Below are 25,238 nucleotides of genomic sequence, written 5' to 3'. Positions count from 1 at the left end.
ATGGCCGAATCGGATGCAGAAACGATCCAGCGAGAATGGTTCGAAGATCCGACCTTCAGCTATCTCAAGCGGCACTATTTCGACGCGGCAAAGCTCGAGCAGCGCACGATGGTGGAATTTGCGCGGGCGTTGCGCACCGGGCGGGTCATCGCGTTCACCGGATCGTTGACGACGATCGATCGCGGCTATCCCAAATGGCGGGATTTTGCCGCGCATTGCTTCGATTTTGCCTTTGGTGACCTGGACAAGTTCGAGGAGGCCAATGCCCGGGCCGATGTGCTGACGAAAAACAAGGAAATCCTGGCGACTTTCAAGGAAACACTAAAACGTGAAGATTTCGACGTACGTGTTGCGTTCAGCGTGATCGGAGAGATCATGGATATTGTCGGGCGTTATTCATCAAGGGCGCTCAGCAATTTGAACGAAAAGATCGCGAACGAGATTTTTTTAAAACGCGAACGGCCGGTTAAACCGAATTCCGTGCTCGACTGCTTGTTGACCAAGCTGGATATCGATCGCATCCTCACGTTGAACTATGATTTTGAGGTAGAGCTTGCGATCGCGCAGGATCCCGGCGCTAAAGGATCGACGGTCGCCAAGCTCAATCGCGCGGGAATCCGCCAGGACGATCCCGCCACGCACAAGATTGTGCTGCGCATGCCGGGCGGACGGAGTCTCGTCAGCGATGTGTTTTTGCGCGAACGGACAGACCGTTTGATAGAGTTCGCGGTCGGCTCGGCCGAGCATGAATATCATGTGATGCATCTCCACGGGCGTGCCGATCGTCACGAAACGATGGTGGTCAGTTATCGCGATTATGATCGCCTTTACCGGCGCAGCGGCACATCGAAGGTGCCGTTCGAACATGCGCTGGGCCTGCTCTACTCAGGCAATCCCGTCCTGTTCGTCGGCATCGGGATGTCGGAAAGCGAGATCAACCAGAGCTTGCAGGATGTGGTCGGCGACCATCCGTATCGCCGCGTGATGCCGACGTTCCTGCTGTGGAACGCCGACATGACGTTGTCCGAAGAGGCGCGAAAGGCGGACAAGGCGATCAAGCGCATCGATATGCTGCACCGGCTCGGCGTGCTGACGCTGTTCGACGATGACCTGGCGCGGCATGCTGGCGTGGACCTTCTCGAGGGAGAGACAACCGAGCGCCTTGCCCGCTCAATCGACAATCTTGCCGCGGCGATGGCACGGCGCGGTGACGAGCACGCAAAACCGATCAGCCATTGGCGGTCTCTTTCACTGCGCGTTCCACAGCATGCCGACGGCAAAATCATCGCAGCCTGGGCGCTGATTGCCGCGCCGAGCTTACCGGCTCCGGCGGCGCTGATCACGCCGTTCCGCGAGGAAAATGCGCTGCTGACCGTCGTCGCGGCCACCTCGGGCCTGCGCAAGGGGGCCGCGGCGCGCTGTTTCGCAAATCGCTTTCAGGAAGACCATCCCTTGGCGACGGTCGTCCACATCAACGCCGATTTCTGCTTCGACACCGATACGATGCTCAATCTCATCGCCGAGGTGCTCTGGCGGCGTCGTGGCCATAGGGGGCCGCGCCATATGAGCCGGTCGCGACAGTTCGCTGAGGATCTTGCCTTTTGCTTGCCTGATAACAGCGATTTGGTGGTCGTGATTAGCGGTACCGAGCGGATGTTCGGCAATGGCGGCGAGCCGCTAAGCGCCGAATTCGACGAAGCGATGCGTTGCTTTGCCGCGTCGTGTTGTCGACATGCCCGCTCCAGGCATGCGCATGCCCGGTTCGTCATTCTGGGGACGCTCCGGGTTAAACAATATTTCTGCGGCCTTTTCGGCGAGGTTGGAACGATCGCGAGCGATGGACGTCCCCCGGTGGTCATCATCGATTACGGGCCATTGGTCGCGTCGTCGGGGCAATCGAACGCTGGCGACGCGGCCAGGCGTTTTCGCAAGCACCATTATCTGGAAGTGGAAATGGGGGTTCGCGCAACCGAGGCAATGACCCCGATCGCGATCCGCCGCGTCGACTTGAAGGCCGGGCCGGATGTCGCGATCGCCGATTATCGGCGCGCGCACTTCGCCGCCAACCTCACCCCCACGGCTTTGCGGAGCTTGGGGCTTGACCCCGACCTCGCGCTCGACATTCTGATGGTCATGGCGTTCGTCGGCCAGCCGGTCGAGGCCGAGGTGTTACTCCACGTACCCCGTCTTCGAACGCGGCTGGCCGATCCGATTTTCGGGGTCACCAAGGAAGTCGAGCGCCTCGAGCGGATCGGCAAGGAGCTTAGGCTCCTGTCGGGGTGCGGGCTGGTGCTGCCGGTCGCGCCGTCGATCGACCCGACGCACATGCCACGGTTCGGCATTCATGCGACGCTGCTCGCAGAATTGCGCGATCGTTCGGGTGTGCCGCTGTCAGAGGCGGCTTTGTCCGCCGCCTTCAACATGTCGCTCTATGCTGCCCAGCCAACCGACGGACCGGTTCCCGAGCCGCATTTGCACGACGAACTGGGGCATATGATCGACTGGTTAATCGGGGCCTATAACGATCCCTCTCCGATTTCGGACGAGCGGCCCAGCGAACCCGAACACCACCGTCCCGATGCGCTGGCAGCGCTACGCGCTGCGCTCGCGGTTATTCGCGGCTTCTATTCGACCAGCGCGCTGCTTTCGATCGAAAGCGACCGGTCGACCTGGCTTGGCGAGCGTGATGGGGCGTTGACCGAACATGGCGAGCGGCTCGATCGCCTGCTCGAAGCGTTCCTGCGGTCGCAACGGGCCGTGGAGCGGCGTGGCGACACGACAGGCTTTGGAGCTTTCTATCCCGACGAGATTGTCTGGCTCTATAATGAGCGCGGCGTCGTTAAGCTCGCGCAGGGCGATCTCTATGAGGCACGCGCCGCCTTTGACGAAGCCGATCGTTTCAACCGAACCTATGTCGAGTTCGGCGACCGAGCGTTGAACTGGCGTCGCATCACGCTGAACCAGATCGTGGTTGATATCGAACGCGGACGTTTTTCCTCGGCGCGCGACAGGATCGACATGATCGAACGCGAAATCTCGCCGAAAAAGTGGGAGCGCGCACAATCTCTCGCCGATCAAGCGCGGCCGGGATCTGTGCAGGCGGACCCCGTCATCTCCTATGAAGAGATGCTCGCGCTTGGACTGACTACGGGATATCGTGGGCTTTGCGATCTCTTCCGCGGCGACATGCTCGGCGCGCGTCGCGGTTTCGAACAGGCGATGGCTCTTCTGCACCGGCTGGGCGAGTTGCGAGCCCTGGCGATCTTCCAGCGTTATTACGCTTCGCTCGGCCAAGCCATCCTGGAGGGTGGCGTCGCGGACGACATGCTCGAACGCGCCATCTGCAGCGCCCAGGCGGCGCATCAGATGGATGTGGTGCATCAGGGCCGGATCAGGCGCGCCGACCGGCGGATATCGCCCGGCCGCCTCGACGAACTCGCGCGGTCGAACCGAGATCTGATCGACGCGCTGCGATACGCCGATTCGACCGATACGTACCGGGTTCGTGTGGAGGCGCGGCGCGGCCTGGCGCGTTTGCGCATCGCCAGTGGTGATTATGAGGTTGCGCTCGAACATGCGATCGACGCGATGACGACGGCGACACGCTATGGCCTTAGTCTCCGCAAAATCGATCTCCGGATTCTGATCGGAGAAATCTTGATTCTACGCGGAGACCCCCTGTCGGGCCGCGCGCTCATCCATGCCGCGATCGAGGCGGCGACGCGGATTGGCTACCAACGGGCATTGGCCCATGCTCATACCGCGCTGGGTGGCTAAAGGGTGGAGTGGAGAACGTCATCGGTTGGCCAAATAGGCGTCCGGCCCGCGTAACAGCCGACGAGCGCGACGCCGCCCAGACCGCCGAGGGCGGACCGACAAGTTAGCGTGCGCACCGGCCGCTTTCCGCGCGCGATGCGCCTTGCGCGCAGGGTAGTCCTGCCTGAATGAAGCGAGTCACCGCCCAAATCTCGTCCTTGGTCAGCGACGTATCGAAGGCTGGCATCGCGCTGGAAAAAGGCCGGCCGCCCTCGGCGATGCTCCAATACATGAAGCCGTCGATGCGGGAAATTTTCATCTCTGACAGCCAGGCGATGTCGAAGGGGGATGGCGTGGACCCGCGCCCGGCCGCCCCATCGCCCTTGCCAGCCTGGCCGTGACAGGAAAGGCAGTTGGCGGCATAGACCACCGCTCCCCGCGCGATTGTCGTATCGGTCGCGGGGAGGGGGTTCCGCAGTGCTCGGTACGGCTCCGGCACACCCTTGGTCGCTACGAAATGGTGGCGGGGGATGCGATCGATCTCCGCCCAGCGCTGGATGCCGGGGATGAGCCTGGGAGATTGCGCAGCAATCGCGGTCCCTGCGGACAGGGCCAGCGCACCAACGCCCAGCAAGGTTCCAAATGACCGTAATGTCATGGCGCTGCGCCTTTTCCGCCTGTTGATGATGTGGGCATGCGCCGCATCGGCATTGGCATGGTATTCGGCAAGCTACGTACTTGGTGTGCGACACCAGTCCGACGGCAGGCGCGCCGAACCCGTGGCGCACGGCTAGGGTGTATTGCTTATGGTCTGCCGGGCTGCCGCTCGGCATTTTCGCAAGAACTCGACTCAAGAACTCGACTCTTGCCGGAGGCCGCCATGTCGCGCATCCTTGTCGTTGCATATTCGCGCAGTGGAAATACGCGCACCGTTGCCCAAGCCATCGCCACGCACTGCCATGCCGATTTCGAGGAAATCCGCGAGTTGCGTTCGCGCCGCGGCCCGGGCGGCTATGTCCGCTCCGCCGTCGAAGCGTGGCGACGCGCCCCGTCGACGATCCTGGCCCCACGCAATGACCCGGCAGACTATGATCTGGTGGTGCTCGGCTCGCCGGTGTGGGTTCAGCATGTGTCTTCGCCGATGCGGCGCTACCTGCTCGATCATGGCAGCGCGCTGACGCGAACCGCGCACTTCGTCACCGAAGGTGGCAGCGGCGGCCAAACTGCGCTTGCCGATATGGCCAGCCTGACGCCGCGCGCGCCGATCGCGACGCTGATCCTGACCGACGCCGAACTGCGCGCATCGCTACAGGCCAAGATCGCCGATTTCGTCGCCCAGATCGTGCGCGCAGCGTCGACGGATGCCTCCGCCTGAATCCTGAACCTGCCCATCTGCGTTAGGGAGTGGGCCAGTGGCACCTGCTCCCCTCCTCCGTTCGGGGCTGGTCTGGCAGGCGCGCGACCTGTCGGATCAGCCGCGCTAGATGACGTTGCCGGGGCTCGCATACTTCGCGATGGTGGGGCAGTGGGGTAAGCCGGGCATTGATCTGCCGATCGGGTCGATGACCGCGTATGCCACTCGGAGGCTTCGGAGCGTCGGGAAAGCGCGCGGAATCAGCCGGTCCGGGCGGACTATCGCGCGGTAAGGTTCGCTTGCGACCATTCCGCCAGCTTGCCGACGACTTCATCGGACGCAGTGCTGAACGCTTCGATGATCGGCCCGGCACGATTGTCACTGGCGACAACCGCCGCCGCCAAGCGCTGCTCGCCGATGATCGAGCGGTCACGCGCGATCAGACGTGCATCGGCTTCGATGCGTAGGGCGTGTTGCAGACCGACTGGTCGGACCGAAACCGACCTGCGGTTCCGGCCGTGACCCACTGACTGGTTTCAGGTTACCCCCAAGCCAAGGGGCATTCATCCAGATCAAGCGACTTGGTCAGAAGACATGCAGTCGGTAGGCCCGACCGCAGGATTCAGGACGGGAGGCTGGCCGGAAGCATCAACGCCCGCGCGTTGCGTCGTCAATTCTCCGCCAATCGGAATTAAAGCCGACGATTGATGGTGGGTGCGCATTCCGATTGGCGCTAAATCGTCTCACAGCGTCCCATTTTGAACGCTACCTAAAACGCTACCTTGAGCGATGCCCGCTTCTCGCGATGAGGGCTAAGTCATTGAAAAATGGTGGACGCACTTGGGCTCGAACCAAGGACCCGCTGATTAAGAGTCAGCTGCTCTACCAACTGAGCTATGCGTCCATTTCCGGCGGTCTGGCGAGGCGCTTGGTGGCGCGACCGCTGCGGGAGGTGGCCGGTTAGCAGCGTCGCCGCGGGTTGCAAACCCTTTTTTGCGAAAAAGCCCATAAAAATTACCAGCGCGTGGTCTGGCGATTGGTGCGGTCGATCGACATCAGGATGCCCAGACACAGCATAAAGGTCATTTGCGACGACCCGCCATTGCTGATCAAGGGCAGCGGGACGCCAACGACCGGGGCCAGGCCCATCACCATCGCCATGTTGATCGACACATAATAAAAGATCGTCGCGGCGAGCCCGGCAGCGGTCAGCCGGGCGAAGCGCGATTGCGCTTGCAATGCCGCCGCCAGGCCCCATTGCACGATGCCGACAAAGGCGACGATCAGCAGCACGCCGCCGAGCAGGCCCCATTCCTCCATCATCGTCGCCAAAGCGAAATCGGTATGGCCTTCGGGGAGGTAGTCGAGATGGCTCTGGGTGCCGTTGAGGAAGCCCTTGCCGAAAATGCCGCCCGATCCGATCGCGATCTTCGACTGGCTGATGTGATAGCCAATGCCCAGCGGATCGCTTTCGGGATTGAGGAACACGAGAATGCGGTTGCGCTGATAGCCGTGCAACACGAAATTGACCGCAAGCGGTACCGCCGCCGCCAGTGCCAGCCCCCCGCCGATGAACAGCCGCAGCGGCACGCCCGCCAGGAACATCACCGTCACGCCGCCGATCACGATCATCAGTGCCGTGCCCAGATCGGGCTGTTTCATCACCAAGGCGGCGGGCACCAGGATCAGCAAGGCGGCGGGCCAGATCGCCCCGAACCGCCGTGTCTCGTTGGGTGGCAGCATGTCGTAGAATTTCGCGCAGGCCAGCACGATGCACGGCTTCATCAATTCCGATGGCTGCAACCGGAAGCCGATGCCGAGGTCGAGCCAACGCTGCCCGCCGCCGCGCACCGCGCCGATCAGCTCCACCAGCACCAGCAGCACGCACAGCACGCCATAAGCCGGCAAAGCGAGGCTGCTCCACGTTGTCTCGCGCACCCGCGACAGCGCGATCGCCCCCGCCAGAAACACGACAAAGCGAATGCCCTGCGAAAGCGCCCAGGGCCGGATGCTGCCGCCCGCCGCCGAATAGAGCACGAACAGGTCGAAGCCGCCGATCGCGATGACCAGCAGCAGGATCCGCCACGGCAATTGCGCCAAGGGGGCAGGGACGAAGTTGAGGCCGCTCATGGCACGTCGCGCTCGGTAGTGCCGTCCTCGGCGACGGTGTTGCCGGGGGCTGCAGTGTTAGCGAGTTCTTCGGCCGCGGCGACATCGGCGGCGGAGGCGGCGCGGACGGCAGGGGCGTCGGTGGGCGCAGTGGCGTTCAGTTCGGTCTGCGCGCCGACCGCTAGCGGCGGTGCCCCCGCCGCCGCACGATAGGCGGCGGTCTCTGCGGCCATGCGGGTTTTGATATCGCCGCCCCAGGTCGGCTCGGCCTCGGCCAGCGAGGCGAGCGCGCGGTCGCGGTCGAACAGATAGGTCATGATATCGCGTGCGATCGCTGGCGTATCGAGATTGCGGACGGTGTGGCCGCCGTGTTCGAGCACCACGGCAATTGCGTAACGCGGCTTGTCATGCGGCGCAAAACCCTGAAACAGCGCGTGGTCGCGCATCTTGAACGGGAGCGCGCCGTTCTTAAGCACGCCACCGGCGCGTTCGGCCATGGTGATGCGGCGGACCTGCGCCGTGCCGGTCTTGCCCGCGAGCGCCACGCCCGGAACCAGCATTCGCGCCGCGCCACCGGTCCCGCCGCCATTGACCACGCCCCACATCGCTTCGTGGACCGTCTGGAGGTGATCGGGCTCGAATGGCAGGAGCGGGGCGTCCCGGCGAACGTCCGCCGCGAGGATGCTCGGCTGCAGCGCGCGGCCCGAAGCCAGCCGCGAGGCCATGACCGCAAGCTGGAGCGGATTGGACAGCACATAGCCCTGGCCGATCGACGCGTTGAGCGAATCGGCCACGGTCCATGGGTGTTTGTAGCGGCGCAGTTTCCAGGCGGGGTCGGGCACGGTGCCGTAACGCTGGCTGTTGAACGGCAAGGCGAACTTCTGCCCGAGCCCGAGCGTGCGCGCGACCGGGGCGACATGTTCATAGCCGAGCCGCCGAACCATCTCGTAAAAATAGATGTCGCAGCTCTGCATGATCGCATTTTTGAGGTCGAGCGCGCCGTGCCCGCTCTTTTTATGGCAGTGGAAGATGCCGTTGCCGACGCGCAAAGCGCCCGTGCAGACGACCCGATCGGAGGCCGGAACCCCCGCGCCGAGCAGGGCCAGGCCGTTCATCGGCTTGACCGTCGAGCCCGGCGGATAGAGCCCTTGGAGCACCTTGTTCATCAAGGGCACATGGTCGTTGTCCGACAGCATCTTCCATTCGAGATGGCTGATCCCGTCGGAGAAAGTGTTGGGATCGTACGCGGGCATCGACACCATCGCGAGCATCTCGCCGGTCGCCACGTCGATCACCACGACCGAGCCCGACTGCGTGCCGAGCCGCCGCGCGGCATATTCCTGCAGGCCTGCATCGATCGTCAGCCGCGCATTGGTGCCCGGCTGGTCTGGTTTGGTGGCCAGTTCGGCGACGAGCTTGCCGCGCGCCGTCACCTCGACCCGCTTTTGTCCGGCGACCCCGCGCAGCGTCGATTCGAGCGTCTTTTCCAGGCCATCTTTGCCCAGCTTGAAGCCCGGCGTGACCATCAACGGGTCGCGGGTCTGCTTATATTGTTCGGCGGAGGCCGCACCGACATAGCCGGTGAGATGGGCGACCGCCGCCCCCGCCGGATAACTGCGCGAAAAGCCGCGCGTGGGGGCGACGCCGGGAAGCTCGGGCAAGCGCACGCTGACGGCGGCGAAGCGTTCCCAATCGAGATTCTCCGCCACCTGTACCGGCTGAAACCCGGCGGCGTGCTCCAGATCGGCGACGAGCCGGTCCATCTCCTCGGGCGGCAGCTTCAGGATGTCGCGCAGCAACCCCAGCACATGGCCCTTGTTTTCGAGCCGGTCGGGGATGATGTCGACGCGAAAGTCGGTGCGGTTATTGGCGATCGGCGCGCCGTGGCGATCGACGATCCAGCCGCGCCGGGGCGGCACCAGCGTCATGTTGACGCGGTTGCTTTCGCTGAGCGAGCTATACCGTGCGTTTTCGGCGATGGCGAGCCAGGCCATGCGCCCGGCGAGCGCCACGCCAACCGCGCCCTGCAAGCCTCCCAGCAGGATCGCGCGGCGCGAAAAGCTGTAGCTTTGCGACGCCTCGGTCACCATGCGCGGCGATTGCGCGAAGGTGGCGCGCTTCATTCCGGCTCCTCATCGCCCGCCAGCATGGCGCAAATCCGCGCGGCGAGCGGGAAGAGGAGGGTTGCGATGACGATCTGCAGCAGCAGAACGGTGTCGACATGCGCGCCGAGCGGCGCGGCAACCAGGCGCCCCAGGATCAGGCAGAAGGCGACCGACCCTGCCGCAATCAACCAATCCTGCCAGAAATCACGATAGACGATCCGCTGGTCGATCAAGTCGATCATGAAGAAGCACAGCGTCCAGAACAGCATAGCGGTGCCGAGCGGTTGCCCGCTGATCAAATCATCGAACAGCCCCAGCGGAAGCGGGGCCCAAATGCGGAGCGAATCGGGTTTGGTCAGCCGCCAGCCGAGCAGCATCAACAGCCCGAAGGGCGGCAGGATCGGAAAGGTCGCGATGAACGGCCACAGGGTCACCGCCGAGCCGACGATCACCGACAGCGCCGGCACGAAGCGCTGAAAACCGGTTACCGGTGCCTCGTCAAACGGGCCGCGAACCTGGCTCATTTCTTCTTCTTGGGCTTGGCGGGTTTGGGGGTCGGGATCGGCACGGGAATGGGCGGCGGCTCAGGCATGAAGGCGCGTTGCACCAGCGCGTAATCCAGCGTGTCGGCCTGGGCGAAGCTGCGCGCGATCGAGGCATCACGGCCGCGCCGGAGGACGCGCGCGACGGGAATGTTGGGCGGGTAAATGCCGCCGGTGCCCGAGGTCACGAACACGTCGCCCGGCCCGAAATCAGTGGTAGAAAGCGCAACCGATTTCACGTCGATCAACCCGTCGCCGCGCCCGGCGGCGAGCGCTGGCATCCCGTCGCGCGTGCGGCGCACCGGCACCACGCTTTCCGGATCGGTCAGCAGCAGCACGCGCGCGCTGTTCGGGCCGGTTTCGAGGACACGACCGATCAGGCCTTCGGGGCCGCGCACGGGTTGGCCGGTCGCAACGCCCTGCCAGGATCCCGCATTGAGCACCGCAAAGCGCCGCGTGCTGGAGCCCGTGGAGCTGACGAGCCGCGCCGCGACGACCGGCTCGGCGATGCGCTCGCGCATCTTGAGCAGCGCCAGCAACCGGCGATTGTCATAGGAGAGCGATCGCGCGCGCATGAACAACGCGTGCTGGTCGGCCAGTTGCTTGCGCAAGGCGGCATTCTGGCCGCGCACCGCGAGATAGTCGCCAATGCCGCTCGGAATAGAGCCCAGCCAGTTTCCCACACCCGAAATGCCCGACGATACCGGCGTGGTAACTTCGGCCAGACTGGCGCGGAGCGACGCGAAGGCGGGCGGATCGAGCGAGGACAAGGCAAGCAGCACCGCGCTGACGATCGCACCCGCCAACGCGACGACATATGCCAGGAAGAAACCGTATTGCGCCCGCCGCGAAAAACCGGGACGCCGATTATGTGGCGGCGCCATGCTAACCCCATCCAAAAGCCCGAGGGCCGCCTAAAGAAACCGGTCTTCGCCTTACGCGATGTCGGTGTGCCTGAGTAGGGGTTACCCTAGCTTCAGGCACAACGACGTGTCATTTCAGAGCGTCACGCGGAGTGAAGAACACCCCGGAAGACCGGATCCTCCAGCGCGCGCCCGGTGCCGAGCGCGACGCAGGTGAGGGGATCGTCGGCGATAGTGACGGGCAGGCCGGTCTCGTCGCGCAGCACCTCATCGATGCCCTTGAGCAGCGCGCCGCCGCCGGTGAGCACGATACCCTGGTCGACAATGTCGGCTGCCAGTTCGGGCGCGGTGTTTTCAAGTGCGATACGCACGCCCTCGACGATCTGGCCGACCGGTTCGCTCAGCGCTTCGGCGATCTGGCCCTGGTTGATCTGGATTTCCTTCGGCACGCCGTTGACCAGATCGCGACCCTTGACGTGGATCGTCAGGCCGATGCCATCGAGCGGCGGCTTGGCGACGCCGACTTCCTGCTTGATCCGCTCGGCCGTGGCATCGCCGATCAGCAGATTGTGGTTGCGGCGGACATAGGAGACGATCGCTTCGTCCATCTTGTCGCCGCCGACGCGCACCGAAGTGGTGTAGGCAAGGCCGCGCAGCGACAGCACGGCGACTTCGGTGGTGCCGCCGCCGATATCGACGACCATCGAACCGATCGGTTCGGTCACCGGCATGTCGGCACCGATCGCGGCGGCCATCGGTTCCTCGATCAGCCACACCTGGCTGGCACCGGCATTGGACGCGGCGTCACGGATCGCGCGGCGCTCGACCGAGGTCGAGCCCGAGGGCACGCAGATCACGATTTGCGGCCAGCGCATGAAGCGGCGTTGCCCGCCATGTACCTTGTGGATGAAGTGCTTGATCATCTGCTCGGCGACGTCGATGTCGGCGATGACCCCATCGCGTAAGGGACGGATCGCCTGGATGCTGTCGGGGGTCTTGCCCATCATCAGCTTGGCGTCGTCACCAACCGCCTTGACGCGTTTGACGCCATTGAGCGTCTCGACCGCAACGACCGACGGCTCGTTGAGCACGATGCCCTTGCCGCGCAGATAGACGACCGTGTTGGCGGTGCCGAGATCGATGGCCATGTCATGAGAAGAAAAGCGGAAGAGATTCGAGAAAAAGCCCATGGATCGTTCCGTTTCACGCCGGACTTAATGAACTGCCGACAGGTCGCACAAAGGTCGCGCGTCGCTTGCAACCGGGGCGTTCAGAGCGTTGCCTCCACGCTCTGATGCTCGGTTGAATGCGGGTCGCGGGATGCCGTCGATTGGGCTAGAGGCTAGGCCATGTCAATACGCCGCCTGCCAGAACATCTCGTCAATCGCATCGCTGCCGGTGAAGTGGTGGAACGGCCCGCCAGCGCGTTGAAGGAACTGGTCGAGAATGCGATCGACGCCGGGGCCACCCGCATCGCTGTGCGCCTTGGGGGTGGGGGGACCGATCTGGTCGAAGTGACCGACGACGGATGCGGCATGACCCCGCCCGATATGGCACTGGCGCTGGAGCGCCATGCCACCTCCAAGCTTCCCGATGAGGCGATCGAAGCGGTCAGTACGCTCGGCTTTCGCGGCGAGGCGTTGCCCTCGATTGCAAGTGTCGCGCGGCTAACGCTGGAAAGCCGCCCGCGCGGGGCGGAAGGGTGGGCGCGCGTGGTCGACAATGGCGTGCTGGTGTCGGAGGGCCCCGCTGCGATTCCGCCGGGGACGCGCGTGCGCGTCGAGGCGCTGTTCGAGCGCGTGCCCGCGCGGCGCAAGTTCCTGCGCTCGGCGCGTAGCGAGTTCGCCGCCTGCATCGACGTGGTCAAGCGGCTCGCCATGGCACGGCCCGACATCGGGTTTTCGGTCGAGCATGACGGGCGGCGCTCGTTCGGGGTGAGTGCGGGCGAGACCTTGCCCGACCGCGTCGCCGCGCTGACCGATCGCGGGTTGATCGACAATGGCGTTGGCGTCGATTTCGTGCGCGAAGGGATCGGGCTTGGCGGCATCGCCGGGTTGCCCACCTTCAATCGCGGCATTGCCGACCACCAATATCTGTTCGTCAACGGGCGCCCGGTGAAGGACCGCCTGCTGATCGGGGCGATTCGCGGCGCCTATGCCGAGATGATGCCGCGCGACCGCCATGCGGTGGTGGCCTTGTTCCTCGACGTGCCGCCCGACGCGGTCGACGTGAACGTGCATCCGGCGAAGACCGAAGTGCGCTTCCGCGATCCGGCGCTGGTGCGCGGGCTGATCGTCAGCGGCCTGCGCCGCGCGCTGGATGAAGCCGGGCACCGCAGCCAGCGGGCACCGGAAACGGCGATGGCGGCTTGGCAAAGCGAGCCGGTCGAGGCGATCGCGCCGCCATCTCCCTCTCCCCACTTGTGGGGAGAGGGTCGGGGAGAGGGGCAGTGGGAAGCGCCACGGCCCGCTTACACCCTCAACGACCGCCGCCCCAGCTTCACCCCACCCCCGCAAGCTCGCGCCGAACCGGCTTATGCGCCGCCGCCCGAAACCGCCGACTATCCGCTCGGCGTCGCGCGCGGGCAGGTGGCCAAGACCTATATCGTCGCCGAAAGCCGCGACGGGCTGATCCTGGTCGACCAGCACGCCGCGCACGAACGGCTCGTGCTCGAACGTATGCGCAAGGCGATGGCGAGCGGCGGGGTGGCGAGCCAGGCGCTGCTGCTGCCCGAAGTGATCGAACTCGATGAACCGGCCTGCGACCGGCTGGAGGCACGCGCGGCGGAACTGAGCGAATTCGGGCTCGACCTCGACCGCTTCGGCCCGCGCGCGATGCTGGTGCGCGGTGTGCCGGCGATGCTCGGGCAGGGGGATGTGACGGGCCTCGTCACCGATCTGGCCGATGAGCTCGCCGCGTTCGATGAGGCGCTGTCTTTGCGCGAGCGGCTCGACCATGTCGCTGCGACGATGGCGTGCCACGGCTCGGTGCGCGCCGGGCGGGTGCTGTCGGTCGCCGAGATGAACGCGCTGCTGCGCGAAATGGAGGTCACCCCGCACTCGGGCCAATGCAATCACGGTCGTCCGACCTGGGTGAAGCTGGCGCATGGCGACATCGAGAAGTTGTTCGGGCGGAAATAGCGTGCGGCTTGCGCAGGAATGAACGACGGAGCGTTGATTCGCTCATTTCGTCTACAATAAAGAACGCTTCGCCGTATTGAATTGGGCGGCGCGCATACGCATCTCATGCGCAACGTTGTCCAGGCAACATCCCATCACCGCAAAGCGATCTTTCCCATGAACAAGATTCTTCCCGTTTTCCTAGCGCTTATCCCCTTTGCTGCGCTGGTCGGCGCGTGCGCGGTCACGGGGTAACTGCATCCTCCCCGTGCCGGGGAGGACAGGCACACATAAGAAAAGGGCCGCCCGGATTGCTCCGGACGGCCCTTTTTCTGTGCGCTTGAGCGAACGGCTCAGGCTGCGGCCGGTGCCTCGGCATCGTCCGCGCCGACTTCCGCCGTCGCGCCGGGTTCGGCATTGGGATCGTACGCTTCGACGAAACCAGCCTCGTCCTTTTCGAACATGGCTTCCATGACGTTGACGCCCTTGGCCTGCATCTCGGCCTCTTCGGGCGAGCGTGCAATGTTGACCTTGATCGTCACCGACACTTCCGGGTGCAGCGAAACCTTGACCTCATAGAGGCCAATTGCCTTGATCGGCTTGTTGAGCACGATCGCCGACTTCGAGACCTTGTGGCCAGCGGCGTCGAGCGCTTCGATCAGATCGCGCACGGCGACCGAACCATAGAGCTGGCCGGTGTTCGACGACTGGCGGATCAGCGTCAGCGTGATGCCGTCGATCGTCTTGGCTTCGACCTCGGCTTCCGAACGCTTGGCAGCGTTGTCGGCCACGATCTTCTCGCGGTTCTTTTCGAAGACCTTGCGGTTGGCTTCGTTGGAACGGAGCGCCTTCTTGTTCGGCAGCAGGTAGTTACGGGCAAAGCCGTCCTTGACCTTGACGACGTCGCCGATGTTGCCGAGCTTTTCGACGCGTTCCAGCAGGATGATGTCCATCTGTTGGGCCCCTTACTTAACGATGTAGGGCAGCAGGCCCAGATGGCGCGAACGCTTGATCGCCTGGGCGAGCTCGCGCTGCTTCTTGGCGCTCACCGAGGTGATGCGCGACGGGACGATCTTGCCACGCTCGGACACGAAGCCCTGCAGCAGACGGACGTCCTTATAATCGATCCGGGGCGCGTCCTTCGCGGAGAAGGGGCAGCTCTTGCGGCGGCGGAAAAATGGGCGTGCCATATCTATAGCTCCTTATTCGCCGTCAAAGCTGCGGCGGGGGCGATCCTCGCGGTCGCCGCGGTCGGGACGATCGCCACGGCCTTCGCGGCCGCCTTCACGATCGCTGCGACGCTCACGGTCACGATCGGACTTGCGCATCATCACGCTCGGGCCCTCTTCGGACGCGTCGATCTTGACGGTCATGTAGCGAATAATGTCTTCGTTGATCTGAACCTGACGCTCCAGCTCGACGATCACGCTGCCCGGGGCATCGATTTCGAGCATGACGTAATGCGCCTTGCGGTTCTTGGCGATCTTGTAGGCGAGGCTGCGCAGGCCCCAATTCTCGGTCTTGACGACCCGGCCTTCATTATCGTTCACGATCTTGGTGGCGATTTCCGCCAGAGCGTCCACTTGCGCCTGTGCCAGATCCTGGCGCGCAAGGAACACGTGCTCGTATAGAGCCATGTGTCTCGTCTCTCTTCTTGGCCGATCGCTGACGCCCGCACCATGCGAAACGCCCCTCCGGCTATCGTCTTGCATAACAACCGGGGCGGAAAGCGTGCGCTCTCCACCCCGATCGGCGTCCCATAGCGAAATTCGCGAGGAAGGCAAGCCCGGTACGGACCTCCGTCACCCCGGCCTTGTGCCGGGGGCCACCGTCGTCCGAGCGGATCGACTGCAGGGTGTGCGGCCCGGTGGATGCCGGGACAAGCCCGGCATGACGAAGACGACGCGCCTTAGTTGAACGCGCCCGCCAGCACCGCGCCGATCAGGCCGCCGCTGAGCGCGACGAGGACGGCGTCATTGCCCGAGCGCACCCAGTGATAGCCGCGCGGCGGCGCGTACAGGCGGCGGCCGCGATACTGACGCCAATCGCTGATTTCGCGATAGTTGGAGGCATAGCGGCGGTCGAAGCGCTGCCCGCGGGCCCAGCGACGGCCGGGTTCGGGACGGACGACCGTGCGCTTGGTGACGACGGTGCGGCCATTTGGCTGATGGCGGACCTCCGTCGTGCGGCGCTCGTCGCGCTGCTGCGCGCTCGCGGCGAGCGGGCTGAGGACGGTGGTGGCGGCCAGAACGGCGAGGATGAGTTTCTTCATGATGGGCTCCTTGTTTGTACACGGCGCCTTACTCCCGGCGTCGAACACATATGTGGGACGTGGTTGTCGCACGCCCGTGGCGGATAGAACCCGAAATGGTCGCAAAGTGTCCCGCCCGCTTCGGCCCTGTTCAGGTTCAGCGCAGGGTGCCCCGTTCTTGACGCGGCTTTGGCGGAGCGCCTAACCGCCGCACCAAAGGAGTATCACGATGCGCGCTTTCATTTTTCCGGGGCAGGGCAGCCAGAGCGTTGGCATGGGCAAGGCGCTGGCCGAGGCGAGCGCGGAGGCGCGGGCGGTGTTTCAGGAAGTCGACGAGGTGCTGGGCCAGCATCTGTTCCGGCTGATGAGCGAAGGGCCGGAGGATCAGCTGCAACTGACCGAAAATGCCCAGCCCGCGATCATGGCCAATGCCATCGCGACATTGCGGGTGCTGGAGAAAGAGGGCGGTATCCGGCTGGCGGACAAGGCCGATTATGTCGCGGGGCATTCGCTGGGCGAATATACCGCTTTGTGCGCTGCGGGCGCGATCGACCTGGCGACGACGGCGTTGCTGCTGAAGCATCGCGGGCTGGCGATGCAGGCCGCAGTGCCAGTCGGCGTGGGTGCGATGGCGGCGCTGCTCGGGGCCGATATCGACAAGGCGCGCACAATCGCCGAGGCGGCGGCCGAGGGGCCCGCGCCGGAAGGCGGAGACAAATGGGTGTGCACCGTCGCCAATGACAATGATCCCTCGCAAGTGGTGATTTCGGGTCATCGCGGCGCGATCGAGCGCGCGGTGGCGCTGGCCAAGGACATGGGCGCGAAGCGCGCGGTCTTGCTACCGGTATCGGCACCGTTCCACTGCCCGCTGATGCAGCCCGCCGCCGACGCGATGGCAAAGGCGCTGGCCGATGCGCGGATCGATGCGCCGCTGGTTCCGGTTTTCGCCAATGTCACCGCCTCGCCGGTCGGCGATGTCGACACGATCCGGCGGCTATTGGTCGAGCAAGTGACCGGCATGGTGCGCTGGCGAGAATCGGTGCTGGCGATGGCGGAAACGGGCGTGGAGCGCTTCGTCGAATTCGGCGGCAAGGTACTGACCCCGATGGTCAAGCGCATCGCGGCGGACGTCGATGCCGTCAGCGTGGTGACGATGGCGGAGATCGAGGCTTTGGCGAAGGCGCTTTAGGACGTTTTTGCGCAGGGATGAGGTGACCGCCTTCGCGTGAATCATATCAATCGGAGAGAATAATGTTCGACCTTACAGGCATGACCGCGCTGGTGACGGGCGCTTCGGGGGGGATTGGGTCCGCGATCGCGCGCGCGCTTGCGGCACAAGGCGCGCGGCTGGCGGTTTCCGGGTCCAATATCGCAAAATTGGAGGCGTTTCGGGATAGCCTCGGCGGCGACCATGTCGCTTTGCCGTGCGACCTTTCGGATGGTGCCGCAGTCGATGCACTGGTGCCCGCGGCGGTCGAGGCGTTGGGGGGAAAGCTCGACATCCTCGTCAACAATGGCGGCATCACGCGCGACAACCTCGTCATGCGGATGAAGGACGAGGAATGGGATCAGGTGATCCGGGTCAATTTGGAGGCGGCGTTCCGGCTGGCCCGCGCGGCAGCACGCCCGATGATGAAGGCGCGCTTCGGGCGAATCGTGTCGATCACCTCGGTCGTCGGCACCACCGGCAACCCGGGCCAGGCCAATTATGCCGCATCCAAGGGCGCGCTGACCGCGATGTCCAAGGCGTTGGCGCAGGAACTTGCCAGCCGCGGCATTACTGTCAATTGCGTCGCACCGGGCTTCATCGCCTCGCCGATGACCGACAGCCTGCCCGATGCGCAAAAGGAAGCGCTTAACGCACGGATTCCGATGGGTAAGATGGGCGAGGGCGCGGATATCGGCGCGGCCGTGGTGTATCTGGCCAGCCGTGAGGCGGGTTACGTCACCGGGCAGACCTTGCACGTCAACGGCGGAATGGCGATGATCTGATCGCCATCGCATAGGACGGCGGCATGGTTAGCGATACGGTCCTGGCGGGCAAATAGCCCGGCTCGCCACGCCGCCCTCTTGCGCCGTTCCGATGCGCGTTCTACGTGCGTTCAGGAAACACCTAAACCCCCACCGACTAGAGGGAAGATACAATGAGCGAGATCGCAGAGCGCGTTAAGAAGATCGTCGTCGAGCACCTCGGCGTCGAAGCCGACAAGGTGACGGAAGACGCGAGCTTCATCGACGATCTGGGCGCGGACAGCCTCGACATCGTGGAACTCGTGATGGCGTTCGAAGAAGAATTCGAAGTCGAAATTCCCGACGATGCTGCCGAGAAGATCACGACCGTCAAGGATGCGATCACCTTTATCGACGAGCACAAGGGCTGAGCGCCACGCCTCTGGCGCGGCCGCACGGCTGAACACAGGAACGGCTCCCCGTCCCAGGGCACTGACCGGGGGCGAGGGGCCGTTTCCCATTTACGAGCATTTGAATAAACGGAGATGGCCATGCGCCGTGTTGTCGTAACCGGACTCGGGCTGGTGACGCCTTTGGGGGCCGATGTCGAAACCGCCTGGGCGAACATCCTGGCGTCGAAATCGGGCGCGGGCACGATCACGCGCTTCGACGCGACCGATTATGCCTGCACGATCGCGTGCGAGGTGAAGCCCGCCGATCATGCCTATGGCTTCGACCCGGGCAAGCGCGTCGACCACAAGGTGCAGCGCCAGGTCGATCCGTTCATTATCTATGGCATCGATGCCGCCGGGCAGGCGCTGGAAGACGCCGGTCTGCTCGACATGACCGAGGAACAGAAGTTCCGCGCGGGTTGCTCGATCGGATCGGGCATTGGCGGACTTCCGGGCATCGCCAGCGAATCGATCGTGTTGCATGAAAAGGGGCCGCGCCGCGTTTCCCCGCATTTCGTGCATGGCCGCCTGATCAACCTCATCACTGGCCAGGTGCAGATCAAATACGGCCTGATGGGGCCTAACCACGCGGTCGTCACCGCGTGTTCGACCGGCGCGCATTCGATCGGCGATGCCGCGCGGATGATTGCGATGGACGATGCCGACGTGATGCTGGCAGGCGGTGCCGAGGGCGCGATCTGCCCGCTCGGCATTGCCGGTTTCGCGCAGGCGCGCGCGCTGTCGACCAATTTCAACGCGACCCCCGAACGCGGCAGCCGCCCGTATGACAAGGATCGCGACGGCTTCGTCATGGGCGAGGGCGCGGGCGTCGTCTGTCTTGAGGAATATGAGCACGCCAAGGCGCGCGGCGCGAAAATCTATGCCGAGGTGATTGGCTATGGCCTGTCGGGCGATGCCTATCACGTCACCGCGCCGCACCCGGAAGGCTCGGGCGCGTTCCGCTCGATGCAGATGGCGATGAAGAAGTCGGGCCTCGCTTTGTCCGACATCGATTACATCAACGCGCACGGCACCTCGACTCCGCTCGGCGACGAGCTGGAACTGAACGCAGTGCGTCGCCTGTTCGGCAACAATATCGACACGCTGTCGATGAGCTCGACCAAGTCGGCGATCGGGCATCTGCTCGGCGGCGCGGGTGCGGTGGAGAGCATCTTCTGCATCCTCGCTTTGCGCGACCAGATCGTGCCGCCGACGCTCAACCTCGACAATCCGAGCGAGAATTGCGCCGGCGTCGATCTGGTGCCGCATGTTGCCAAGAAGCGCTCGGTCAAGGCAGTGCTGAACAACTCGTTCGGCTTTGGCGGGACGAATGCGAGCCTGGTGATGCGGGCGATCTGATGCCGACCGCTTCCGTTCGCCCTGAGCCTGTCGAAGGGCAGCCCACCACGGGCGGAACCTCCGCTTTTGGGGAGCTGGGCTTCGACACGCTCAGCCCGAACGGGAAGTAGCGCCATGCGCAAGCTCGGTTGCCTTGGATTGCTGCTCGGGCTTGTCGCGATTGCCGCGTTGTTCGGCGTTGCGCAGATGTGGGGCGGGCGCGGGCCGCTCGCCCACCCGATCACGGTGCAAATCGCGCCGGGCAGCAGTCTGGCAACCGCTTCGGTGCAGCTGGAGAAGGCCGGGGCGATTGCGTCGGCGTCGCGCTTCCGCCTGTTTGCCAAGGTGTTCGGGGCGGACGCACCGATCAAAGCGGGCGAATATCGCATTCCGGCGCATCTGAGCCAGGCCGACATCCTCAAGGTGTTGCAGGGCACCAAGACGATCCAGCGCTTCGTGACGATCCCCGAGGGCTGGCCCTCGGTGCTGGTCAAGGACGCGCTCGACAAGACGCCGGGGCTGACCGGAACGGTTCCGGTGCCCGAGGAAGGGAGCATCCTGCCTGACAGCTACGCGTTCCAGCGTGGCGACAGTCGCGCCTTTCTCGTCAAACGCATGCAGAGCGTGATGCGCCGCTACCTCGCCAATGCCTGGGCGAATCGCAAGCCTGGGCTGGCCGTGACCACGCCCGAACAGGCCCTTATCCTCGCCTCGATCGTGGAAAAGGAAACCGGCAAGCCGAGCGAGCGCGCGATGGTGGCGGCGGTCTATTCCAACCGGCTGAAGCGCGGCATGATGCTGCAGGCCGACCCGACGATCATCTACCCGATCACCAAGGGGCGTCCACTCGGGCGGCGGATCTTGCTGTCCGAGGTTCACGCGGTGAACGCCTACAACACCTATGCGATGGTCGGGCTGCCCGCCGGGCCGATCTGCAACCCAGGCCGCGCATCGATCGATGCGGTGCTGAACCCGGCCCCCTCAAATGCGCTGTACTTTGTGGCGGACGGGTCGGGCGGGCACGTCTTCGCCGACACGCTGGAACAACATAACGCCAATGTCGCCAAGTGGCGCGCGTACCGCGCGGCGCACGGGATTTAGCCCCTAGCCGTCATGCCGGGCTTGTCCCGGCATCCACCGGGCCGCGCGGCATACGGGTGGTTGCCTTGGCAGTGTTCCCAATCTGCTGTACCTCCGGCGGAACAGGCGGTTGGGGAAGCATGGATGTCCTTGTGGCTGAGCATCGCCCTTCAGGCAGCAGAGGCTGCCCCGGTCGCGAAGCCCTTCGATTTGGCCGGGACCACCAAGCCCATCGGGCTAAATGCGCTTCCCAAGTGCGACGATACACTCTCTGCTGACGAAATTGTCGTGTGCGGGCGAAGGCGGGATCAATACCGGCTGCCGCTGCGCGAGGAGCCCGCGCCAGATGCGGATGCTGCGCGCGGGGCGGAGGCGAGTGGCCTGAGCGCCATCACCCCATCGGGTCGCTGCGGAATCTTTGCCGGGGAGCGGCGGTGCAGCAAACGCGAAGCGGCTGCCTACGGCTATGGCAATGGCCGCGATCCGATCACGCTGCTGACGCGCCTGGCCAAGAAGGCGCTTGATCCTGACGGGGAGTGAGGGTGGTGCGCCGCAGATTGTTCTGGTCGCCCCACGCCCGTCATGCCGGGCTTGTCCCGGCATCCACCGCGCCGCGTGTTCTGCGGGCGGTTGTCTTGGCGGGCCGGTGGACCCCGGCACGAGGCCGGGGTGACGGGTGTGCGCTTAGCCCCGCAGCCTGCTCGCCGCGCGCGCAAGCGCTTCCACCTCGGCCATCGAGGCGCCCTTGGGCGTCACCCAGCTTCCGCCGACGCACAGCACCGGCGCGAAGCCGAGCCATTCGGGCGCGCTCGTCTCGGTGATGCCGCCGGTCGGGCAGAATTTGCACTGGTAGAACGGCGCGGCGAGCGCCTTCAGCGCCTTCAGCCCACCATTCGCCTCGGCCGGGAAGAACTTGAAGTGGGTGAGGCCAAGGTCAAGCCCGGTCATGATGTCGGCGGCATTGGCGATGCCCGGCAGGAACGGCACGCCTGCGTCGATGATCGGGCGCGCGAGGTGCTGGGTCAGGCCGGGCGAGACGATGAATTCCGCCCCGGCGTCCACGGCTTGGGCAAACTGGTCGGGGTTCACGACGGTCCCGGCCCCGACGATCGCGCCGGGCACCTTCTTCATCTCGCGAATCGCGTCGAGCGCGGCCGGGGTGCGCAGCGTGACTTCGAGCACCTTCAGGCCACCTGCGACCAGCGCCTCGGCGAGCGGACGCGCGGTGGCGGCGTCGTCGATCACCAGCACCGGGATGACGGCGCTGGTCTGCATTACGTCGGCAATGGAGGGCGAAGCGGTCATAAGGTGTACTCCTGGGCATAAGCCGCCGCCGCGCCGAACAGGCCGGGCTGCGGATGGGTGATGAGTTTGACCGGAATCGCGGCCATGCGGTTCTGGAAACGGCCCTTGGCGGCGAAGCGCTCGGCAAAGCCCGAATTGCGGATATGGTCCTTGAGGCGCAGGCCAAGCCCGCCCGCGATGACCACGCCGTTCGCGCCATGCGCCAGCGCGAGATCGCCCGCGACCGCGCCGAGGCTCAAGCAGAAACGGTCCATCGCCGCGACCGCCAGGCTATCCTCACCATCGAGCGCCGCAGCCCAGATCGCCTTGTCGTCAATACGCGGGATGACACGATGTTCGATGTCGGCCAGCGTTTCATAAATGGCGACGATGCCGGGGCCGGAGACGACGCGTTCGGCCGAGACGCGGGTATAGGCCTTGCGCAGGCGCTTGACCAACTGGTCCTCCAGCCCGTCGAGCGGCGCGAAATCGACATGGCCACCCTCGGTCTCGATCACATGATAGCGATCCGGCCCGCGCAGCACCTGCGCCACGCCCAGGCCCGTGCCGGGGCCGCAGACGGTGAGGACACCGTGATCGGGGAAGGGCACGTCCGGCCCGCACAGGTGCAGGAAATCGCCCTGATCGACTTGGGCCACCGCCTGGCCGACTGCGCCGAAATCGTTGATCAGCACGAAGCTGTCGACGTGGAGCCGCTCCTTGATCAGCGGCGGGCGGATCACCCAGGGATTGTTGGTCAGCTTGATCACGTCGCCGCTGATCGGCGAGGCGACCGCGATGGCGGCGGCACGCGGCAGCGCGCGCCCCAATTGCGTGCCGAACGCCTCCCACGCGGTCTGGAAACCGGCATATTCGGCGGTCTTGAGCGTGACCGGCTCACCCAGCGAGACGACGCGGCCCTCGGCCACTTCGGCCAGCGCAAAGCGCGCGTGCGTGCCGCCAATATCGACCGAAACGATTTCCATTCTATCTCTCTCCGTCACTTTAGCCCCTCCCCTTCAGGGGAGGGGTTGGGGTGGGGACGTGCCGCGCATACGCGGTCAGCCCATTTGGACAGGCCCCACCCCAAACCCCTCCCCTGAAGGGGAGGGGCTGTGCGGTTGGGAGGTCCATCCCTACCATCCCATGCCGGTCAGCAGCGGCGATGCGCCGCGCTCGGCTTCATTGGCGTTCTGGCGGAACAGGCCGAACAGTTCGCGGCCCATGCCGTCAATCTCGCTCGGCATCGAGACCGGCGTGCGCGCCGCCCATTCCGCCGGATCGACCCGCGCGAACAGCTCGCCGGTCACCGCATCGAGCCGGATCACGTCGCCATCGCGCACGCGCGACAGCGGGCCTTCGCCCAAAGCCTCGGGCGAGCAATGGATCGCGCACGGCACCTTGCCGCTCGCACCCGACATGCGCCCATCGGTGACAAGCGCCACGCGGAAGCCGCGATTCTGCAGCACGCCGAGTGGGGGCGTGAGCTTGTGCAATTCCGGCATCCCATTGGCGCGCGGCCCCTGGAAGCGCACGACCACGACGACGTCGCGGTCAAGCTCGCCCGCCTGGAACGCGGCCTGGACCGACGCCTGATCGTGGAAAACGCGCGCGGGGGCCTCGATCGTCCAGCGGTCCTGCTCGACCGCCGACACCTTGATGCAGGCCCGGCCGAGATTACCGGTGAGGATGCGGAAGCCGCCCTCGGGCGCGAATGGCGCTGCCGCACCGCGCAGGATCGTTTCGTCGCCGCTCGGGCCGGGATCGACCCAGGCAAGCGCGTCGCCCTCGATCACCGGCTTGCGCCCGTAATCGGCAAGGCTGTCTCCAGCGACCGTCAGCAAATCGCCGTGGAGCAACCCGGCCGATACCAGTTCGCGGATGACGAAGGGCATGCCGCCCGCCGCCTCGAACCCGTTCACGTCGGCCGAACCGTTGGGGTAGACGCGCGTGATGAGCGGGACCGCCTTGGACAGGCGATCGAAATCCTCCCAGTCGAGCACGATCCCGGCGCAGGCCGCGATGGCGGGCAAATGCAGCAAGTGATTGGTCGAGCCGCCAGTGGCGAGCAAGCCGATCGCCGCGTTGACGATCGCTTTCTCATCGACGCACAGGCCCAGCGGGCGATAGCTGTCGCCATGCCAGCCATTGGCGGCGAGGCGGTGGACGGCAGCGCGGGTGAGTTCCTGGCGCAGCTTGGTGCCGGGGTTGACGAAGGCGGCACCCGGCATGTGCAGGCCCATCACTTCCATCATCATCTGGTTGGAATTGGCGGTGCCGTAAAAGGTGCAGGTGCCCTTGGAGTGATAGGCACCGATCTCGGCTTCGAGCAGCGCCTCGCGGCCGACCTTGCCCTCGGCAAAGGCCTCGCGCACGGCGGCCTTTTCCTTGTTGGGCAGGCCAGAGGGCATCGGGCCTGAGGGGATCAGTACCATCGGCAAATGGCCGAAGCGCAAGGCCCCCATCAGCAGGCCCGGCACGATCTTGTCGCAAATGCCGAGCAGCGCGGCACCCTCGAACACGCCGTGGCTGAGCGCGATCGCGGTGGAGAGGGCAATCGTGTCGCGGCTGAACAGCGACAGCTCCATGCCGGGATAGCCCTGCGTCACGCCGTCGCACATGGCGGGCACGCCGCCTGCGACCTGCGCGGTGGCACCCGCCTCGCGCGCCCACACCTTCATCTGCTCGGGGTAGCGATAGTAAGGCGCATGTGCCGAGAGCATGTCGTTATAGGAGGTGACGATGCCGATGTTCATCGCCTTGCCGCTGGTCAGGGCAGGGCGGTCCTCCTCGGTGCCGGCATAAGCGTGCGCGGCATTGGCGCAGCCCATGGCGGGGCGCTCGATATGCGAATCGCGCGCGCGGCCGATCAGGCCGAGATAGGCGGCGCGGCTGGCCTTGGAGCGCTCGATCACGCGGTCGGTGACGGCGGCGATTTCCGGGTGCAGGGTCATGAAACTTCTCCGTCATGCCGGGCCTGTCCCGGCATCCACCCCGCAGCGCGTCCCGCGATCGCTGGCCAGGCGGCGCGGTGG

The 25,238-nt window shown here is 65.1% G+C and carries 23 protein-coding genes and 1 tRNA gene; 9 read left to right on the top strand and 15 right to left on the bottom strand.

The window, feature by feature from the left end:
- On the top strand, positions 1-3,777 hold the full coding sequence (locus ACP7BY_RS01225; RefSeq protein ID WP_137902566.1) for an SIR2 family protein: 3,777 nt from the start codon (positions 1-3) through the stop codon (positions 3,775-3,777).
- A gap of 103 nt (positions 3,778-3,880) precedes the next feature.
- Here the strand turns inward: ACP7BY_RS01225 and ACP7BY_RS01220 are convergent, their stop codons facing one another.
- Positions 3,881-4,414: a c-type cytochrome gene (locus ACP7BY_RS01220; protein WP_081988727.1), complete on the bottom strand. Its 534-nt coding sequence runs from the start codon at positions 4,412-4,414 to the stop codon at positions 3,881-3,883.
- 222 nt (positions 4,415-4,636) lie between these two features.
- On the opposite strand from ACP7BY_RS01220, the gene ACP7BY_RS01215 reads away from it, so the two are divergent.
- A complete protein-coding gene (locus ACP7BY_RS01215; RefSeq protein ID WP_033965193.1) occupies positions 4,637-5,131 on the top strand; it encodes a flavodoxin family protein in 495 nt (164 codons plus the stop codon).
- 257 nt (positions 5,132-5,388) lie between these two features.
- Here the strand turns inward: ACP7BY_RS01215 and ACP7BY_RS01210 are convergent, their stop codons facing one another.
- The 7 genes from ACP7BY_RS01210 to ACP7BY_RS01180 all read right to left on the bottom strand — a co-directional run bounded on the left by ACP7BY_RS01210 (position 5,389) and on the right by ACP7BY_RS01180 (position 11,919).
- Positions 5,389-5,637 (bottom strand): hypothetical protein, encoded by a 249-nt coding sequence (locus ACP7BY_RS01210; RefSeq protein ID WP_033965176.1) that lies wholly within the window; start codon positions 5,635-5,637, stop codon positions 5,389-5,391.
- A gap of 301 nt (positions 5,638-5,938) precedes the next feature.
- A tRNA-Lys gene (locus ACP7BY_RS01205) sits at positions 5,939-6,014 on the bottom strand.
- A 110-nt stretch (positions 6,015-6,124) separates the two neighbouring features.
- Entirely contained in the window at positions 6,125-7,240 is a 1,116-nt protein-coding gene (rodA, locus tag ACP7BY_RS01200; RefSeq protein ID WP_033965177.1) for a rod shape-determining protein RodA, read from the bottom strand.
- Positions 7,237-9,342 (bottom strand): penicillin-binding protein 2, encoded by a 2,106-nt coding sequence (gene mrdA / locus ACP7BY_RS01195; RefSeq protein ID WP_033965178.1) that lies wholly within the window; start codon positions 9,340-9,342, stop codon positions 7,237-7,239. Before mrdA ends, rodA begins: the two co-directional genes overlap by 4 nt.
- Positions 9,339-9,848 (bottom strand): rod shape-determining protein MreD, encoded by a 510-nt coding sequence (gene mreD, locus ACP7BY_RS01190; protein WP_033965179.1) that lies wholly within the window; start codon positions 9,846-9,848, stop codon positions 9,339-9,341. Before mreD ends, mrdA begins: the two co-directional genes overlap by 4 nt.
- Entirely contained in the window at positions 9,845-10,750 is a 906-nt protein-coding gene (mreC, locus tag ACP7BY_RS01185) for a rod shape-determining protein MreC (RefSeq protein WP_033965180.1), read from the bottom strand. Before mreC ends, mreD begins: the two co-directional genes overlap by 4 nt.
- Positions 10,751-10,872: 122 nt before the next feature.
- The gene (locus ACP7BY_RS01180; RefSeq protein WP_010403353.1) at positions 10,873-11,919 is read right to left on the bottom strand and encodes a rod shape-determining protein; all 1,047 of its coding nucleotides are present in this window, start codon (positions 11,917-11,919) and stop codon (positions 10,873-10,875) included.
- A gap of 159 nt (positions 11,920-12,078) precedes the next feature.
- Here ACP7BY_RS01180 and mutL point away from each other — a divergent pair, with 159 nt between their 5' ends.
- Positions 12,079-13,869: a DNA mismatch repair endonuclease MutL gene (gene mutL / locus ACP7BY_RS01175; protein ID WP_033965181.1), complete on the top strand. Its 1,791-nt coding sequence runs from the start codon at positions 12,079-12,081 to the stop codon at positions 13,867-13,869.
- Positions 13,870-14,201: 332 nt separating this feature from the next.
- Here the strand turns inward: mutL and rplI are convergent, their stop codons facing one another.
- From rplI to ACP7BY_RS01155, 4 genes are all read right to left on the bottom strand, one after another.
- Positions 14,202-14,801, bottom strand: coding sequence for a 50S ribosomal protein L9 (rplI, locus tag ACP7BY_RS01170; protein ID WP_010403349.1), 600 nt, complete (start codon positions 14,799-14,801; stop codon positions 14,202-14,204).
- 12 nt (positions 14,802-14,813) lie between these two features.
- Positions 14,814-15,038 (bottom strand): 30S ribosomal protein S18, encoded by a 225-nt coding sequence (rpsR, locus tag ACP7BY_RS01165; RefSeq protein WP_010163758.1) that lies wholly within the window; start codon positions 15,036-15,038, stop codon positions 14,814-14,816.
- 12 nt (positions 15,039-15,050) lie between these two features.
- Positions 15,051-15,485, bottom strand: coding sequence for a 30S ribosomal protein S6 (gene rpsF, locus ACP7BY_RS01160; protein ID WP_010403344.1), 435 nt, complete (start codon positions 15,483-15,485; stop codon positions 15,051-15,053).
- Between the two features lie 272 nt (positions 15,486-15,757).
- Positions 15,758-16,120: an RcnB family protein gene (locus ACP7BY_RS01155; RefSeq protein WP_126845763.1), complete on the bottom strand. Its 363-nt coding sequence runs from the start codon at positions 16,118-16,120 to the stop codon at positions 15,758-15,760.
- Between the two features lie 208 nt (positions 16,121-16,328).
- Between ACP7BY_RS01155 and fabD the strand changes: the two genes are divergently transcribed.
- The 6 genes from fabD (at position 16,329) to ACP7BY_RS01125 (ending at position 21,459) form a co-directional block, all read left to right on the top strand.
- A complete protein-coding gene (gene fabD, locus ACP7BY_RS01150; protein ID WP_137902567.1) occupies positions 16,329-17,288 on the top strand; it encodes an ACP S-malonyltransferase in 960 nt (319 codons plus the stop codon).
- A gap of 62 nt (positions 17,289-17,350) precedes the next feature.
- Positions 17,351-18,091: a 3-oxoacyl-[acyl-carrier-protein] reductase gene (gene fabG / locus ACP7BY_RS01145; RefSeq protein ID WP_137902568.1), complete on the top strand. Its 741-nt coding sequence runs from the start codon at positions 17,351-17,353 to the stop codon at positions 18,089-18,091.
- A 152-nt stretch (positions 18,092-18,243) separates the two neighbouring features.
- Positions 18,244-18,480, top strand: coding sequence for an acyl carrier protein (locus tag ACP7BY_RS01140; RefSeq protein WP_033965183.1), 237 nt, complete (start codon positions 18,244-18,246; stop codon positions 18,478-18,480).
- Positions 18,481-18,600: 120 nt separating this feature from the next.
- Positions 18,601-19,860: a beta-ketoacyl-ACP synthase II gene (fabF, locus tag ACP7BY_RS01135; protein WP_126845758.1), complete on the top strand. Its 1,260-nt coding sequence runs from the start codon at positions 18,601-18,603 to the stop codon at positions 19,858-19,860.
- 114 nt (positions 19,861-19,974) lie between these two features.
- Positions 19,975-20,940, top strand: coding sequence for an endolytic transglycosylase MltG (gene mltG / locus ACP7BY_RS01130; RefSeq protein ID WP_033965184.1), 966 nt, complete (start codon positions 19,975-19,977; stop codon positions 20,938-20,940).
- Positions 20,941-21,063: 123 nt separating this feature from the next.
- The gene (locus ACP7BY_RS01125) at positions 21,064-21,459 is read left to right on the top strand and encodes a hypothetical protein (protein ID WP_126845757.1); all 396 of its coding nucleotides are present in this window, start codon (positions 21,064-21,066) and stop codon (positions 21,457-21,459) included.
- 144 nt (positions 21,460-21,603) lie between these two features.
- Here the strand turns inward: ACP7BY_RS01125 and eda are convergent, their stop codons facing one another.
- From eda to edd, 3 genes are all read right to left on the bottom strand, one after another.
- Positions 21,604-22,224, bottom strand: coding sequence for a bifunctional 4-hydroxy-2-oxoglutarate aldolase/2-dehydro-3-deoxy-phosphogluconate aldolase (eda, locus tag ACP7BY_RS01120; RefSeq protein ID WP_033965186.1), 621 nt, complete (start codon positions 22,222-22,224; stop codon positions 21,604-21,606).
- Positions 22,221-23,189, bottom strand: coding sequence for a glucokinase (gene glk / locus ACP7BY_RS01115; protein ID WP_033965187.1), 969 nt, complete (start codon positions 23,187-23,189; stop codon positions 22,221-22,223). The genes eda and glk overlap by 4 nt, the downstream gene beginning before the upstream one ends.
- Positions 23,190-23,339: 150 nt before the next feature.
- On the bottom strand, positions 23,340-25,157 hold the full coding sequence (edd, locus tag ACP7BY_RS01110; RefSeq protein ID WP_033966395.1) for a phosphogluconate dehydratase: 1,818 nt from the start codon (positions 25,155-25,157) through the stop codon (positions 23,340-23,342).
- Between the last annotated feature and the right edge of the window lie 81 nt (positions 25,158-25,238).

Source organism: Sphingomonas sp. PSPC2-2 (assembly GCF_049897725.1).
Taxonomy (GTDB): Bacteria; Pseudomonadota; Alphaproteobacteria; order Sphingomonadales; family Sphingomonadaceae; genus Sphingomonas.
Note: the sequence above shows the minus strand (reverse complement) of the source record. Positions and strands in the feature narration are given on the sequence as shown.